Genomic DNA, 15,573 nt, shown 5'->3' with positions numbered 1-15,573 from the left:
CGGGTGACGCTTAGCTATCCGGCATAAATCGCTTCGTCAGATGAGAGCCGGATAAGGCATTTTACGCCCGTCTCCGGCTTTTCTACATGCAATTACCCTTCGAGATCCGCCAGGTCGCCTTTCTCCTGCAACCAGTTACGACGATCTTCAGAACGCTTCTTGGCCAGCAGCATATCCATCATTGCGTTGGTACGCTGATCGTCTTCATCATCGATAATGAGCTGCACCAGGCGACGGGTGTTCGGATCCAGCGTAGTTTCACGAAGCTGCATCGGGTTCATTTCACCCAGACCTTTAAAGCGCTGCACGTTCGGCTTGCCTTTCTTGCGCTTTAACTGCTCCAGTACGCCCGCTTTCTCTTCTTCCGTCAGCGCGTAATAGACCTCTTTACCGAGGTCGATACGGTATAACGGCGGCAGCGCCACGTAGACGTGACCGTGTTTCACCAGCGTGCGGAAGTGCTTCACAAACAGCGCGCACAGCAGCGTAGCGATGTGCAGACCATCGGAGTCCGCATCCGCCAGGATACAGATCTTGCCGTAGCGCAATTGGCTTAGATCGTCGCTGTCAGGATCGATACCGATCGCCACGGAAATATCGTGAACCTCCTGCGAAGCCAGCACTTCATCGGAAGAGACTTCCCAGGTATTGAGGATCTTACCTTTCAGCGGCATGATCGCCTGATATTCACGATCGCGCGCCTGCTTGGCCGATCCGCCCGCCGAGTCACCTTCGACAAGGAACAGTTCGGTGCGATTAAGATCCTGTGCGGTACAGTCCGCCAGTTTACCCGGCAGCGCCGGACCGCTGGTCAGCTTTTTACGCACTACTTTTTTCGCCGCACGCAGACGACGCTGCGCGCTGGAAATCGCCATCTCAGCCAGCAGTTCGGCTGACTGCACGTTCTGGTTCAACCACAAACTGAATGCATCTTTCACCACGCCAGAGACGAATGCCGCACACTGACGCGAAGAGAGGCGCTCTTTGGTTTGTCCGGCAAACTGCGGATCCTGCATTTTTACCGACAACACATAAGCACAGCGATCCCAGATATCTTCCGCCGACAGCTTCACGCCACGCGGCAGGATGTTACGGTATTCGCAGAACTCGCGCATCGCATCCAGCAGTCCCTGACGCAGACCGTTAACGTGCGTACCGCCCTGCATGGTTGGGATCAGGTTCACATAGCTTTCGGTCAGCAGCTCGCCGCCTTCCGGCAGCCAGAGCAGCGCCCAGTCCACCGTCTCCGTCTCACCGCTGAAATTACCGATAAACGGTTTTTCCGGCAGCGTCAGTAGGCCATTCACCGCTTCGCTCAGATAGTCATTCAGACCGTCCTGGTAGCACCAGCGCTGTTCGCTGTTGTTGACCTCATCCTTAAAAGTGATCTCAACGCCTGGGCACAGTACCGCTTTTGCTTTCAGTACGTGCGTTAAGCGCGAAACAGAAAAACGCGGGCTGTCAAAGAAGCTTTCATCCGGCCAGAAGTGCACGCTGGTCCCGGTATTGCGTTTGCCGCAGGTACCGACAACCTGTAAATCCTGCACTTTATCGCCATTCTCAAACGCGATGTTGTATACCTGCCCGTCGCGGCGCACGTTCACTTCCACACGTTTGGACAGGGCGTTAACAACGGAGATACCCACACCGTGCAGACCACCGGAGAACTGGTAGTTCTTGTTAGAGAACTTGCCGCCCGCGTGCAGACGACAGAGGATCAGCTCAACCGCCGGAACGCCTTCTTCAGGGTGAATATCTACCGGCATGCCGCGTCCGTCATCAATGACTTCCAGAGACTGGTCGGCATGTAAGATCACGTCCACGCGTTTCGCGTGGCCCGCCAGTGCTTCATCCACACTGTTATCAATCACTTCCTGCCCAAGATGGTTCGGACGGGTCGTATCGGTGTACATCCCAGGGCGACGGCGTACCGGCTCAAGCCCAGTGAGTACCTCAATGGCATCAGCGTTATAAGTTTGCGTCATGGTTTAAATAAGCAATTCGAATTGATCGTCAGAAACTGTGCAGTCCAAGGAAATCGACAATCGGGTTGAAATAATCTTCGAAGCCCGTGAATGCGTGGTTTCCGCCCTCAATAACTGTCTGACGGCAGGAGGCGTAATACGCCACCGCCTGGCGGTAGTCCAACACTTCATCGCCCGTTTGTTGGAGCAGCCAGATCAAATCCGGCGCTTCCAGCGGGTCAATCTGCATGACTTTAAGATCGTAAATATGGCGTGACTCTAGCACATATTGCTGCCCCGTGTAGGGGTTCTCGTTTTGACCGAGATAGTCGACCAGCAGTTCATAAGGCCGTACGGCAGGGTTCACCACCACTGCCGGCAGCATAAAACATTGCGACAGCCAGGTGGCGTAATAGCCGCCTAAAGAGGAACCGACAATCCCCAGCGACTCTCCGCCGTGTTCAAGAATGATCGATTCCAGCATCTCTGCGGCCTGCGCAGGATACGGAGGTAGCTGCGGCACGATCATCTCAACGTGCGGGTGGTGTTCCGCCAGCCAGTTTTTCAGTAAACACGCCTTCGCCGAACGAGGAGAGCTATTAAATCCGTGAAGATAGAGAAGCGTAGACATCAGTAGCCTTCTGAAGCGGTATCAGGGTGGAACCGATTACCCTGCAGGCGACGTACCTGAGTCTGCAACGTCCCGTCGGCAAAAAGCTCCAGCGTCCGCCAGCCTGGGCTGATGGTATCCAATGTGAAGTTGGAACAGTGCGGTTTAAACTGCACGCAGGTCGACGGCGTCGCCAGCAGACGGCGACCGTTCCAGTCCAGATCCAGCTCCTGATGAATATGCCCGCACAATAGATACTTGGCGCGAGGATAATTCACCAGCACGTTATCCAGCTCAGCGGCATTTCGCAGACTGTGCTGATCGAGCCAGCTGCAGCCCGCAGGCAGGGGATGATGATGCAGTAGTAGCAAGGTATTACGCTCTGGCGCATCGGCAAGTTTACGTTCCAGCCATTCGAGCTGGAATTCACTTAACTCACCGTGGGGAACGCCGAACACCTGGCTGTCGAGCAGCAAGATTTGCCACTGTTCGCCAATGAAAATGCGTTTGGCCGGGGAAATGCCCGCATCCTGCAGCGCGCTGTACATTGCCGGCTGAAAATCGTGATTGCCCGGTAGCCAAACGCAGGGCGCACGAAAACTTGCGATGCCCTCAGCAAAATGCTGATAAGCCGCAGCGGATTGATCCTGCGCCAAATCACCCGTCGCGACGATCAGATCGTACTCAGGCGACTCTGCATGTATTGCATCCAGTACGGATTGATAGCTGTCCCAGGTGTTCACACCCAGCAGCGTTTCATGCTTTTCGGCAAACAGGTGAGTATCTGTAATTTGTAAGATCCTGACTCTGGCCTCACCAGCCAAAGGAAGGGTTAACAGGCTTTCCAAATGGTGTCCTTAGGTTTCACGACGCTAATAAACCGGAATCGCCATCGCTCCATGTGCTAAACAGTACCGTAACCAGTCGGCCAAAAACTGATTAATTTGATGCTTTTCGTCGCGTTGATGCAACTTTTTATTTGGATAATCATACCGCGCTTTGAAGCGAAAGATCTGCTGACTTGAACACACTTCAGCCACCCTTGCGTCATGATACAGGCGCACGGTCAATGAAGGCAGGCTCCAGTATGTGACGGCCGGTGCCGTTTGTTCGATCGCAACAAGCGTAGTGTATCGGGTCGATTCCACGATCGTTAACCGATATTGTGCGTTTGCTACCTGATAGCTCACTGTTTCACCGGCTGCATCATTACGTGGCAGCAGGCGGCGCAATTGCGAATAGTTGGTTTCGCACAGACGCATCATTTCAGGGAAGTCAGGTGTGTAACGCTTCATTTTTTCCACTCAGTTTTTAACTCTTGATAGTGCAGCTGTAACCATTGCAAGGCGATGACAGACGCTGCGTTGTCGATTTTCCCCTCTTCAACCCATTGGTAAGCCTGTTCCCGGCTTACCACATGAACACGAATATCTTCGTTTTCATCAGCCAGACCATGGATCCCGCTCGCGGTCGTGGCGTCCACTTCGCCGACTAAAATAGACAGGCGCTCACTGGTGCCACCCGGGCTTGCCAGATAGCTCAGAACGGGCTTCGTCCGTTTAACTTCCAGCCCGGCCTCTTCCATTGCTTCACGACGGGCTACATCTTCAACGGTTTCGCCCTCTTCGATCATCCCGGCCACCATTTCCAGTAACCACGGGCTTTCGCTGGTATCAAATGCCGCGATACGGATCTGCTCGACCAGCACAACTTCATCTCGCTCAGGGTCAAAGGGTAGCAAGACTGCCGCGTGTCCGCGCTCAAAAATTTCGCGCGTTACCTCGCCGCTCATCCCCCCGTTAAACAGGCGATGGCGAAACCGATAAAGATCCAGTGAAAAAAAACCGCGGTATAGCTTTTCTCGTGCAATAATTTCTACATCATTTTTAGTGAAAGTCATTGGCAAGTTGTCTGGTTTACTCATTGTGCTGTCCTGAAACCAATAGTGATTAAAATGTGAATTTCAAGGTCGTTTGACTGATGTTTGAACGCCCTTGTGTTAAATTGATGCAAATTAACGCCGTATGGCACGTAACGCCAACTTTTTGAAGTGGCGGATTCTGCTAGAATCAGCAAATATTTTTACAATTTGATCAGCGCTAAATACTGCTTCACAACAAGGAATGCAAATGAAGAAATTGCTCCCCATCCTTATCGGCCTGAGCCTGTCGGGGTTCAGTACTTTGAGCCAGGCAGAAAACCTGATGCAGGTTTATCAGCAAGCACGCCTGAGCAACCCGGAATTGCGTAAATCCGCCGCCGATCGCGATGCTGCATTCGAAAAAATTAACGAAGCGCGTAGCCCATTACTGCCGCAACTGGGTTTAGGTGCCGATTACACCTACAGCAATGGCTACCGTGATGCAAATGGCGTCAACTCCAACGCCACCAGCGCATCTTTGCAGTTAACTCAGTCTATTTTTGACATGTCTAAATGGCGTGCCCTGACGCTGCAAGAAAAATCAGCAGGCATTCAGGACGTGACCTATCAGACCGATCAGCAAACGCTGATCCTGAATACCGCCACGGCCTATTTTAACGTACTGAACGCAATTGACGTGCTTTCTTATACCCAGGCACAGAAAGATGCGGTCTATCGTCAGTTAGATCAGACCACTCAGCGTTTTAACGTTGGCCTGGTTGCCATCACTGACGTACAAAACGCCCGCTCACAATACGATACTGTACTGGCGAACGAAGTTACCGCGCGTAACAATCTGGATAACGCGGTAGAACAGCTGCGCCAGGTAACCGGTAACTACTACCCGGAACTGGCTTCACTGAACGTTGATGGTTTTAAAACCAACAAACCGCAGGCGGTAAACGCGCTGCTGAAAGAAGCAGAAAACCGCAACCTGTCGTTATTGCAGGCCCGCTTGAGCCAGGATCTGGCACGTGAGCAGATTCGTCTGGCGCAGGATGGTCATTTACCGACTCTGGACCTGACCGCCTCTACCGGGGTATCTGACACCTCGTACAGCGGGTCTAAAACCAACAGCTCCCAGTATGACGACAGCAACATGGGCCAGAACAAAATCGGTCTGAGCTTCTCGCTGCCGCTGTACCAGGGCGGAATGGTTAACTCGCAGGTGAAACAAGCGCAGTACAACTTTGTTGGCGCGAGTGAACAGCTGGAAAGCGCACACCGCAGCGTGGTGCAGACCGTTCGTTCTTCGTTCAACAACATTAATGCGTCTATCAGTAGCATTAACGCTTACAAACAAGCGGTTGTCTCTGCACAAAGTTCTTTGGATGCGATGGAAGCCGGCTATTCCGTAGGTACACGTACCATTGTGGATGTGTTGGATGCCACCACCACGCTGTACAACGCCAAGCAGCAACTGGCGAATGCGCGTTATACCTATCTTATCAACCAGTTAAACGTCAAATCTGCGCTCGGTACGCTGAACGAGCAGGATCTGGTGGCACTGAACAATACGCTGGGTAAACCAGTATCCACGACTCCGGATACGATCGCGCCGGAAAACGCGCAGCAAGATGCCGCGGCGGACGGTTATACGTCCAACAGCGCGACGCCTGCGGCACAGCCGACAGCAGCACGTTCAACCAGCAGCACCGGCAACAACCCGTTCCGTAACTGATGCTGATGACGGGGCTTCGGCCCCGTCTGAACGTAAGACAACGTAAAGATCCGCCCCTTCTTCCGCATTCTCGCCTCTTACCGCTTCAATTTCGACCAGTCATCCTCTATTCTGAGCAGAGTTACCACTGGGTACTGGAAGACATAAATGAAACGGACAAAATCTATACATCACGCCTCGTTCCGCAAAAGCTGGAGCGCGCGCCATCTGACTCCTGTCGCCCTGGCAGTTACCGCTGTGTTTATGCTCGCGGGCTGTGAAAAGAGCGACGAAACGGTTTCGCTTTATCAGAACGCTGACGACTGCTCTGCGGCGAATCCGGGTAAAAGCGCCGAATGTACTACCGCGTTTAACAATGCGCTGAAAGAAGCTGAACGTACCGCGCCAAAATACGCCACTCGTGAAGACTGTATCGCTGAATTCGGCGAAGGCCAGTGCCAGCAGGCTCCTGCGCAAGCGGGTATGGCGCCGACCGGTGAAGGCCAGGCTCAGGCGCAGAATCAAAGCAGCGGCAGCTTCTGGATGCCGCTGATGGCAGGCTACATGATGGGTCGACTGATGGGTGGCGGAATGGGCGCTCAGCAACCGCTGTTCAGCTCGAAAAACCCAGCCAGCCCGGCTTACGGCAAATACACGGATGCCAGTGGTAAAAACTACGGCGCAGCAACGCCGGGTCGCACCATGACCGTACCGAAAACCGCTATGGCACCGAAACCAGCCACCACCTCTACCGTAACCCGCGGCGGATTTGGTGAGTCTGTGGCCAAACAGAGCACCATGCAGCGTAGCGCAAGCGGCACCACCACACGTTCAATGGGTGGCTGATCGTCATGGAAAGAGTCAGTATTGTTGAGCGCCCGGACTGGCGCGACAAAGCCACCGAATACGGTTTCAATTTTCACACTATGTACGGCGAGCCGTACTGGTGTGAAGACGCGTACTATAAGCTCACCCTTGCTCAGGTTGAAAAGCTGGAAGAGGTCACCGCAGAGCTGCATCAAATGTGCCTCAAGGTGGTGGAAAAGGTCATCGCCAGCGATGAGTTGATGACCAAGTTTCGCATTCCGAAGCATACCTGGGGCTTTGTCCGCCAGTCCTGGCAGACACAGCAACCGTCGCTCTATTCACGTCTCGATCTGGCATGGGACGGCACGGGTGAACCCAAGCTTTTAGAAAACAACGCCGATACGCCAACCTCGCTGTACGAAGCCGCGTTTTTCCAGTGGATCTGGCTGGAAGATCAGCTCAATGCGGGCAACCTGCCGGAAGGCAGCGATCAGTTCAACAGTCTGCAGGAAAAACTGATCGAGCGTTTCACCGAGCTGCGTGAGCAGTATGGTTTTCAACTGCTTCATCTGACCTGCTGTCGTGATACGGTAGAAGATCGCGGTACGATCCAGTATCTGCAGGATTGCGCTGCCGAAGCTGAGATCGCTACAGAATTTCTCTATGTAGAAGATATTGGTCTTGGTGAAAAAGGTCAGTTCACCGACATGCAGGATCAGGTAATCGCTAACCTGTTCAAGCTCTATCCGTGGGAATTCATGCTGCGTGAAATGTTCTCCACCAAGCTGGAAGACGCTGGCGTTCGCTGGCTGGAACCGGCCTGGAAGAGCATTATCTCCAACAAAGCACTGTTGCCGCTGTTATGGGAAATGTTCCCGGACCATCCGAACCTGCTGCCAGCGTACTTCGCCGAAGACGACCATCCGCAGATGGATAAATTCGTCGTCAAACCGATCTTCTCGCGCGAGGGGGCTAATGTCTCCATCGTTGAGAACGGTAAAACGATCGAATCCGTGGAAGGACCGTACGGTGAAGAAGGCATGATCGTGCAGCAGTTCCATCAGCTACCGAAGTTTGGCGACAGCTATATGCTGATTGGCAGCTGGCTGATCAACGATCAACCAGCTGGGATCGGCATTCGTGAAGACCGCGCGTTGATCACGCAGGATCTGTCACGTTTCTATCCGCATATTTTTGTCGAATGATTGAAAGTGCCGGGTGGTGGCTTCGCCTTACCCGGCCTACGACGCGAACTTAATGCCCGATAAGCGCAGTGCCATCGGGCATTCATCATCCAACCTGCACCGACAACATACTTAAACTACCCATCTCAATACCATCTACCGGGATAGTGACAGACTCTTTACCATCCCAAGCCCCAAGTACATACAGCAGCGGCAGATAGTGATCCGGCGTCGGGTTCGACAACGATCCACCTTCATGATCGAGATAGTTCACCAATGGGTGCTGCTCAACCGGTCCCTGCCATGTCAGGTTTGCCTTAACATAGTCATTGAATGAAGTCGCCCACGGATAAGGCGTGTTCTCACCGTGCCAACGCGCAGTGCGCAGGTTATGCACCACGTTACCACTGGCCACCAGCATAATGCCTTCATCACGCAGCGCCGCCAGCTTACGGCCCATCTCAAAATGCCATGACGCGGGTTTGGTGCTGTCGATACTCAACTGCACCATCGGAATGTCCGCATTCGGATACATCTTGATCAGCACGCCCCAGGAACCGTGGTCAAAACCCCAGGCTTCTTTGTCCAGGGTCACAGGCACTGGAGCAAGCAAGTCAACCAGATGCTGCGCCAGTTCAGGCGAGCCGGGAGCCGGGTAATGGGTGTCATATAATGCTTGCGGAAAACCGCCAAAATCGTGGATCGTTTTGGGGGCTTCCATCGCAGTCACACCCGTTCCACGGGTGAACCAGTGCGCCGAGACCACCACAATGGCTTTCGGACGCGGCAACGTTTCCCCCAGTTGCTGCCAGGCACGGGTATAAACGTTATCTTCCAGAACATTCATCGGGCTACCGTGACCCAAAAACAATGCTGGCATACGAGTTGAAGACATGATGATATCCTTACTGAGGGAGTCATTTTGATACCACCACAATACGCTTATTCGGTTGATGAAGAACTCAGATAACGATGATGAAGATCATCAGTTATTTTGACGATCCAACCCGGATAGCAGATTGATAAGGAGTTTTATTTGTCGATGTCAGTACCTTTACTTCTGACTTTACTGGCAGGTGCCGCCACGTTTATCGGCGCATTTCTCGGCGTGTTAGGGCAAAAACCGTCTAACCGCGTTCTCGCCTTTTCTTTAGGCTTCGCCGCCGGGATTATGTTACTGATCTCCCTTATGGAGATGCTACCTGCTGCGCTGGCCGCTGAAGGTATGTCGCCGGTATTAGGCTACGGAATGTTCATCGTTGGCTTACTGGGCTACTTTGGCCTGGACCGTCTATTGCCGCACGCGCACCCTCAGGATCTGGTACAAAAAACAACGCAGCCTCTACCCGGCTCTATTAAACGCACCGCGATTTTATTAACGCTCGGCATCAGCCTGCACAACTTTCCTGAAGGGATTGCGACGTTTGTTACAGCCAGTAGCAACCTTGAGCTGGGCTTTGGTATTGCCCTCGCCGTTGCATTGCACAATATTCCTGAAGGATTAGCGGTGGCGGGTCCCGTCTATGCCGCCACAGGCTCCAAACGTACGGCGATATTCTGGGCAGGGATTTCAGGTATGGCAGAAATACTGGGCGGCGTACTGGCGTGGTTAATTCTCGGTAGCCTGATATCACCGGTGGTGATGGCGGCAATAATGGCGGCTGTCGCAGGTATTATGGTGGCGCTGTCCGTCGATGAATTGATGCCGTTGGCAAAAGAGATCGATCCCAATAATAATCCCAGCTATGGGGTGTTATGTGGAATGTCGGTGATGGGATTAAGCCTCGTCATCCTCCAGTCGATGGGAATCGGATAATCCAGAGGGCGGATGCCACCCTGCAAATTTACAGCATCCGCTCATCCATAGCAGAATATGAAGGACTAATCCTGTTCCTTAACCGCGCTGTTATCTTCACCAGAGCGACGAAAGAGTTTGTTTCGCGCTTCAAGTAAGGCATCTCTGTCCTGGCGGAATGCCCGACAATAACGTTTCATATGGCAATAATAACCCACCGCAACGAGTGCAATTAATACAATCCAATACCAGGCAATAAACATTCTTCTACCCTTAAAATTTAACATCATTAAACATTTAACGTTAAAATTTTACACAACCTTATTCTGACATACTCATATAGTGGCATATTTCAGAAACAAATATATGATTTCGATCATATAAATCAGCGGCTAAGCTATTAGCCAAACTCGTTATAAAAAATTAAAACAATGTCGACAAGATCACACTACGCAATAATAAATATTGTTCTTAAAATATCTCACTCATACTATCAAAAAAAATAATTAAAATTAGTTTCTGCAGAATAATACATTTCATCAATATTAATTAATGCATTACAAAAGTAGTATTAGCAATGCTGCTTTATTTTATCAAAACCGTAAAAACATAATATATTCAGCAAGATTATATTTATAGGTAATATAAGGAGATATATCCATGTTTACACAATACCGAAAAACACTTCTAGCAGGGACTCTGGCACTGACATTTGGATTAGCAGCAGGAAACTCTCTTGCCGCTGGTTTTCAACCGGCCCAACCTGCAGGAAAATTGGGCGCAATAGTAGTTGACCCTTATGGAAATGCCCCGCTTACTGCGCTGGTTGAATTAGATAGCCACGTTATTTCAGATGTTAAAGTTACCGTCCATGGTAAAGGTGAAAAAGGCGTTCCGGTGACTTATACCGTCGGCAAAGAGTCACTCGCCACGTACGATGGCATTCCTATTTTTGGCCTTTATCAAAAGTTCGCAAATAAGGTAACCGTTGAATATAAAGAAAACGGTAAGGCCATGAAAGATGATTATGTGGTGCAAACTTCCGCCATCGTAAATCACTACATGGATAACCGCTCAATATCTGATTTGCAGCAAACAAAAGTGATTAAAGTAGCACCGGGTTTTGAAGATCGTCTTTATCTGGTGAATACCCACACCTTTACCCCGCAGGGTGCAGAATTCCACTGGCATGGCGAAAAAGATAAAAATGCCGGCATCCTGGATGCGGGTCCAGCTGGCGGCGCACTCCCCTTTGATATCGCACCCTTTACCTTTGTCGTCGATACGGAAGGTGAATATCGGTGGTGGCTGGATCAGGACACCTTCTATGACGGCCATGACATGGATATCAACAAGCGCGGCTACCTGATGGGTATTCGTGAAACACCGCGAGGCACTTTCACCGCCGTCCAGGGCCAGCACTGGTATGAATTCGATATGCTGGGGCAAATTCTGGCCGACCATAAGCTGCCTCGGGGATTCCTCGACGCGTCGCATGAGTCGGTCGAAACAGTGAACGGCACCGTACTGCTTCGCGTGGGTAAACGCGATTATCGCAAAGAAGATGGCCTTCACGTACATACCATCCGCGACCAGATTATTGAAGTCGATAAATCTGGACGTGTTGTTGACGTATGGGATCTGACACAAATTCTCGACCCGATGCGTGACGCGCTGCTGGGTGCGCTGGACGCAGGCGCGGTATGCGTCAACGTGGATCTCGCTCACGCAGGCCAACAGGCGAAACTGGAGCCAGATACCCCCTATGGTGACGCCCTCGGCGTTGGTGCAGGCCGTAACTGGGCTCACGTCAACTCCATTGCCTATGACGCTAAAGATGACTCCATCATTCTTTCTTCCCGCCATCAGGGTGTCGTCAAAATCGGTCGCGATAAACAGGTGAAATGGATCCTGGCACCGTCTAAAGGCTGGAATAAGGCGCTGGCAAGCAAACTGTTAAAACCGGTTGATGATAAGGGCAACGCGCTGAAGTGTGATGAAAACGGTAAGTGCGAGAATACTGATTTCGATTTTACCTACACCCAACACACCGCCTGGCTCTCCAGCAAAGGAACGCTAACCATCTTTGACAATGGCGATGGCCGTGGACTCGAACAACCGGCTCTACCAACAATGAAATACTCCCGATTCGTCGAATATAAAATTGACGAGAAAAAAGGAACCGTTCAGCAGGTTTGGGAATACGGGAAAGAGCGCGGTTATGATTTCTACAGTCCTATCACGTCGGTAATTGAATATCAAAAAGACCGCGACACGATGTTTGGATTTGGTGGTTCTATTAATTTATTTGACGTTGGACAGCCAACCATCGGCAAAATCAACGAAATTGACTACAAAACAAAAGAAGTCAAAGTCGAAATTGATGTCCTTTCCGATAAACCAAACCAAACTCACTACCGCGCATTACTGGTTCGCCCACAACAATTGTTTAAATAATTTCGTTAGATTAAGGATTAATTATGTCATCTAAATGGATTACTTCATTATTTAAAAGCGTGGTATTAACGGCGGCGCTGGTATCACCATTTGCAGCATCGGCTTTTACTGAAGGTACTGACTATATGGTGCTGGAGAAACCGATTCCCAATGCTGATAAAACGTTGATCAAAGTATTCAGCTACGCCTGCCCATTCTGCTACAAATATGATAAAGCCGTGACCGGCCCGGTGTCAGATAAAGTTGCCGATCTCGTCGCCTTCACACCGTTTCATCTCGAGACCAAAGGAGAATACGGCAAACAGGCCAGTGAAGTATTTGCAGTAATGATTGCTAAGGATCAGGCCGCAGGAATTTCATTGTTTGATGCCAAATCACAGTTCAAAAAAGCTAAGTTTGCTTACTACACTGCCTACCACGATAAGAAAGAACGCTGGTCTGACGGTAAAGATCCCGCTTCATTCATCAAAACAGGACTGGACGCTGCAGGTATGAGTCAAGCAGACTTCGAGAGCGCCTTAAAAGAACCCGTAGTCCAGGAGACACTGGAAAAATGGAAAGCGGCTTATGATGTTGCCAAAATCCAGGGGGTTCCGGCTTACGTCGTCAATGGTAAGTACCTGATCTACACCAAAAGCATCAAATCGATTGATTCCATGGCTGAGCTTGTCAGAGAGCTGGCGACAAAATAAACAGGGAACCGGCTATGGATTTTATCAAAGGATTGTGGCGAGACTTATGTACCGCACCGGTTAATACCCTGGTGAGATGGCAGGAGCGACGCTTTTTGTGGTTGCTAATGGCTTGTGCCATGGGTGGGTTAATTATTCTGGCACACTCGTTCTTCCAAATCTATCTCTACATGGCCCCTTGCGAGCAATGTGTATACATCCGCTTTGCCATGTTTGTGATGGTTTTCGGTGGGCTGATCGCGGCAATAAACCCTAAAAACCTCATTCTAAAACTGGTCGGCTGCATTGCGGCATTTTATGGCAGCATTATGGGCATTAAGTTCTCCATCAAACTTAATGGCATTCATTATGCGGTACATAACCCGGACCCGGATTCGCTCTTTGGCGTACAGGGATGTTCCACCGATCCGACATTCCCTTTCAATTTGCCGCTGGCAAACTGGGCTCCAGAATGGTTTAAGCCCACTGGAGATTGCGGCTATGACGCACCTGTCGTTCCTGATGGCGTGGCGCTTAGCAGTATGCAAAAGTGGTTTGTCGATCTGTACCAGCAGTCCGAAGGCTGGTATCTGCTCCCGCCATGGCATTTTATGAATATGGCGCAGGCCTGCCTGCTCGCTTTTGGTTTGTGTTTAGTGCTGTTGCTGGTAATGAGCGGAGCCTGGGCACTTAAACTGACCAGAAAAAAATAGCCAGGTTGCAATAACAAAAAACCGAAGTCAGAAAACTGACTTCGGTTTTTTTATCCCTACCACGGTTGTCGCGGTAGTCAGCAATTAGCTGGCTTTGCGCTCATGCGCCTGACGGTAGGCCACCAGGTCTTCGATAGTCACTACAGCCATATTATGCTTACCGGCAAATTCGATGCACTCTGGCGCACGGGCCATGGTGCCGTCATCATTGGTCAGTTCGCACAGCACACCGGCTGGTTTAAACCCTGCCAGCGTCATCAGGTCGATGGTTGCTTCAGTATGACCACCGCGGGTCAACACGCCGCCAGCCTGAGCACGCAGCGGGAAAACGTGCCCCGGACGGTTAAGATCGGAAGGTTTTGCACCATCCTTAATTGCCGCACGCACCGTAGTAACACGGTCTGCTGCGGAAACGCCGGTGGTTACGCCTTCTGCGGCTTCAATGGTCACGGTAAAACCGGTACCGTAAGCGCTGGTATTATTTTCCACCATCATTGGCAGATCGAGCTGTTTGCGTCGGTCTTCAGTGATGCACAGGCAAACAATACCGCTACCGTGACGGATGGTCAGCGCCATCTGTTCTACGGTCATGGTTTCTGCCGGGAAAATCATATCGCCTTCGTTTTCACGGTCTTCGTCGTCAAGCACCATTACACCGCGTCCTTCACGCAGCGCAGACAGCGCATGTTCAACACGTTCGAAAGGCGTACCAAAAGAGGAAAGTAGCGTCTGATTCATGGTAAAAAAACCTCACTAAAATTATGGTTACCAGAATCAGGGCAGTCTTAGGAGTACCGTCTAAGCGGCAAAAAAATAACGTGAGCGGGTCCATGCCCGACTGGATCGTTACTCTCTCCCATCCGGACTCTAACCGTCGGCCCCGGAATTACACCGGATCTGCTGACCTTTTTGCCGTAACAAAAAGCGCTCGCGGGCTTTCAACATCAGTTGATTTACCGCCGGTGGGGAATTTCGCCCCGCCCTGAGAATAAGCGGGTTAACTATAACGCTATTGATTACCTTCATCAACGCCTTTACTCGTCTTAGCTTCACACAATTCTGGTTTATGCCTGTGCCAGTTCGCACTACAATAGGCAGCAACACGTACCAGTTCAGGGAAACCACAATGATTGACCCGAAAAAAATTGAGCAGATTGCTCGTCAGGTTCACGAGTCGATGCCGAAAGGGATCCGCGAGTTTGGCGAAGACGTCGAGAAGAAAATTCGTCAAACGCTGCAGACACAGCTGACCCGTCTGGATCTGGTAAGCCGCGAAGAATTCGATGTACAGACTCAGGTTTTATTGCGCACGCGTGAAAAGCTGGCGCTGCTTGAGCAACGTCTGACTGAGCTTGAATCACGTGATAAAACGGCAGACGTTAAGCCTGCCCCCGCGATCCCGTCAGTTGATCCGCAAGAGTAAAAACGACAACGGGCCGCAAGGCCCGTTTTTCTGTTAGTGTTCCAGTTCTAGCTTCCTGGCTTCCGTCGCCTGCTGGCAGTACAGCGCATAGCGTTTGCAAAACCAGCTACGATGTTCTTCATCCATATTCCCGGTTATCGCCTGGATATCAATGGGATGGCCCTCAGCCTGCATCCTGGCAAAACTACGGGCCAGGAAATCGAAATTGTTCAGTGAATACATATTGCTGTTCATGAGCATACCCTCCAGTTATTGAATATCTGCTAAGGCCATATGCTTTTTCTAATTTCAGTATTTCCCTGGATACGAAGTTATTCTGTACATATTGTGCGCAAAACTACTGCGCGGGTTCACAGTTTCCTATGAAA

The 15,573-nt window shown here is 51.0% G+C and carries 17 protein-coding genes and 1 riboswitch; of the genes, 8 read left to right on the top strand and 9 right to left on the bottom strand.

Features of this window, described 5'->3' with window-relative positions; translation table 11 throughout:
* Nucleotides 1–92: 92 nt before the first annotated feature.
* The 5 genes from parE to nudF are packed head-to-tail and all read right to left on the bottom strand — an operon-like array spanning nucleotide 93 to nucleotide 4,498.
* A complete protein-coding gene (gene parE / locus GHC22_RS03530; protein WP_153752244.1) occupies nucleotides 93–1,985 on the bottom strand; it encodes a DNA topoisomerase IV subunit B in 1,893 nt (630 codons plus the stop codon).
* 28 nt (nucleotides 1,986–2,013) lie between these two features.
* Nucleotides 2,014–2,595: an esterase YqiA gene (yqiA, locus tag GHC22_RS03525; protein WP_003024575.1), complete on the bottom strand. Its 582-nt coding sequence runs from the start codon at nucleotides 2,593–2,595 to the stop codon at nucleotides 2,014–2,016.
* A complete protein-coding gene (cpdA, locus tag GHC22_RS03520) occupies nucleotides 2,595–3,422 on the bottom strand; it encodes a 3',5'-cyclic-AMP phosphodiesterase (RefSeq protein ID WP_153752242.1) in 828 nt (275 codons plus the stop codon). The genes yqiA and cpdA overlap by 1 nt, the downstream gene beginning before the upstream one ends.
* A gap of 24 nt (nucleotides 3,423–3,446) precedes the next feature.
* Complete coding sequence (locus GHC22_RS03515; protein WP_003024582.1) at nucleotides 3,447–3,869, bottom strand: DUF1249 family protein; 423 nt, start codon at nucleotides 3,867–3,869, stop codon at nucleotides 3,447–3,449.
* The gene (gene nudF, locus GHC22_RS03510) at nucleotides 3,866–4,498 is read right to left on the bottom strand and encodes an ADP-ribose diphosphatase (protein WP_048215533.1); all 633 of its coding nucleotides are present in this window, start codon (nucleotides 4,496–4,498) and stop codon (nucleotides 3,866–3,868) included. The genes GHC22_RS03515 and nudF overlap by 4 nt, the downstream gene beginning before the upstream one ends.
* Nucleotides 4,499–4,697: 199 nt before the next feature.
* On the opposite strand from nudF, the gene tolC reads away from it, so the two are divergent.
* The 3 genes from tolC (at nucleotide 4,698) to GHC22_RS03495 (ending at nucleotide 8,167) form a co-directional block, all read left to right on the top strand.
* Nucleotides 4,698–6,176 (top strand): outer membrane channel protein TolC, encoded by a 1,479-nt coding sequence (gene tolC / locus GHC22_RS03505; protein WP_153752240.1) that lies wholly within the window; start codon nucleotides 4,698–4,700, stop codon nucleotides 6,174–6,176.
* A 147-nt stretch (nucleotides 6,177–6,323) separates the two neighbouring features.
* A complete protein-coding gene (locus GHC22_RS03500) occupies nucleotides 6,324–7,001 on the top strand; it encodes a DUF1190 family protein (RefSeq protein WP_003024591.1) in 678 nt (225 codons plus the stop codon).
* A gap of 5 nt (nucleotides 7,002–7,006) precedes the next feature.
* The gene (locus GHC22_RS03495) at nucleotides 7,007–8,167 is read left to right on the top strand and encodes a glutathionylspermidine synthase family protein (RefSeq protein WP_008785828.1); all 1,161 of its coding nucleotides are present in this window, start codon (nucleotides 7,007–7,009) and stop codon (nucleotides 8,165–8,167) included.
* Between the two features lie 85 nt (nucleotides 8,168–8,252).
* Here GHC22_RS03495 and ygiD read toward each other — a convergent pair whose 3' ends face one another.
* Nucleotides 8,253–9,041 carry a 4,5-DOPA dioxygenase extradiol gene (gene ygiD, locus GHC22_RS03490; protein WP_032945034.1) on the bottom strand — a complete coding sequence of 263 codons (789 nt, stop codon included), beginning with the start codon at nucleotides 9,039–9,041 and terminating at the stop codon, nucleotides 8,253–8,255.
* A gap of 147 nt (nucleotides 9,042–9,188) precedes the next feature.
* Here ygiD and zupT point away from each other — a divergent pair, with 147 nt between their 5' ends.
* Nucleotides 9,189–9,962, top strand: coding sequence for a zinc transporter ZupT (gene zupT / locus GHC22_RS03485; protein WP_003024600.1), 774 nt, complete (start codon nucleotides 9,189–9,191; stop codon nucleotides 9,960–9,962).
* 65 nt (nucleotides 9,963–10,027) lie between these two features.
* Here zupT and GHC22_RS03480 read toward each other — a convergent pair whose 3' ends face one another.
* Entirely contained in the window at nucleotides 10,028–10,204 is a 177-nt protein-coding gene (locus tag GHC22_RS03480) for a hypothetical protein (RefSeq protein ID WP_071446370.1), read from the bottom strand.
* Nucleotides 10,205–10,601: 397 nt separating this feature from the next.
* Between GHC22_RS03480 and GHC22_RS03475 the strand changes: the two genes are divergently transcribed.
* The 3 genes from GHC22_RS03475 to dsbI are packed head-to-tail and all read left to right on the top strand — an operon-like array spanning nucleotide 10,602 to nucleotide 13,782.
* Complete coding sequence (locus GHC22_RS03475; protein WP_153752238.1) at nucleotides 10,602–12,398, top strand: aryl-sulfate sulfotransferase; 1,797 nt, start codon at nucleotides 10,602–10,604, stop codon at nucleotides 12,396–12,398.
* Nucleotides 12,399–12,421: 23 nt separating this feature from the next.
* Nucleotides 12,422–13,090: a thiol:disulfide interchange protein DsbA/DsbL gene (locus tag GHC22_RS03470; RefSeq protein WP_008785833.1), complete on the top strand. Its 669-nt coding sequence runs from the start codon at nucleotides 12,422–12,424 to the stop codon at nucleotides 13,088–13,090.
* Nucleotides 13,091–13,104: 14 nt separating this feature from the next.
* The gene (gene dsbI / locus GHC22_RS03465; protein WP_153752236.1) at nucleotides 13,105–13,782 is read left to right on the top strand and encodes a protein-disulfide oxidoreductase DsbI; all 678 of its coding nucleotides are present in this window, start codon (nucleotides 13,105–13,107) and stop codon (nucleotides 13,780–13,782) included.
* An 84-nt stretch (nucleotides 13,783–13,866) separates the two neighbouring features.
* Here the strand turns inward: dsbI and ribB are convergent, their stop codons facing one another.
* Nucleotides 13,867–14,520, bottom strand: a complete 654-nt coding sequence (ribB, locus tag GHC22_RS03460) for a 3,4-dihydroxy-2-butanone-4-phosphate synthase (protein ID WP_003828424.1) — start codon at nucleotides 14,518–14,520, stop codon at nucleotides 13,867–13,869.
* Between the two features lie 106 nt (nucleotides 14,521–14,626).
* Nucleotides 14,627–14,776, bottom strand: a riboswitch (FMN riboswitch).
* Nucleotides 14,777–14,908: 132 nt separating this feature from the next.
* On the opposite strand from ribB, the gene ubiK reads away from it, so the two are divergent.
* Nucleotides 14,909–15,205 carry a ubiquinone biosynthesis accessory factor UbiK gene (ubiK, locus tag GHC22_RS03455; RefSeq protein WP_153752235.1) on the top strand — a complete coding sequence of 99 codons (297 nt, stop codon included), beginning with the start codon at nucleotides 14,909–14,911 and terminating at the stop codon, nucleotides 15,203–15,205.
* A gap of 33 nt (nucleotides 15,206–15,238) precedes the next feature.
* Here ubiK and glgS read toward each other — a convergent pair whose 3' ends face one another.
* Nucleotides 15,239–15,445, bottom strand: a complete 207-nt coding sequence (glgS, locus tag GHC22_RS03450; protein ID WP_008785836.1) for a cell surface composition regulator GlgS — start codon at nucleotides 15,443–15,445, stop codon at nucleotides 15,239–15,241.
* Nucleotides 15,446–15,573 lie beyond the last annotated feature (128 nt).

Origin of the sequence: Citrobacter sp. H12-3-2 (assembly GCF_009649895.1) — a bacterium.
Lineage (GTDB): Bacteria > Pseudomonadota > Gammaproteobacteria > Enterobacterales > Enterobacteriaceae > Citrobacter > Citrobacter portucalensis.
The sequence above is the reverse complement of the archived record's forward strand: the minus strand, read 5'-3'. Positions and strand labels throughout refer to the sequence as shown.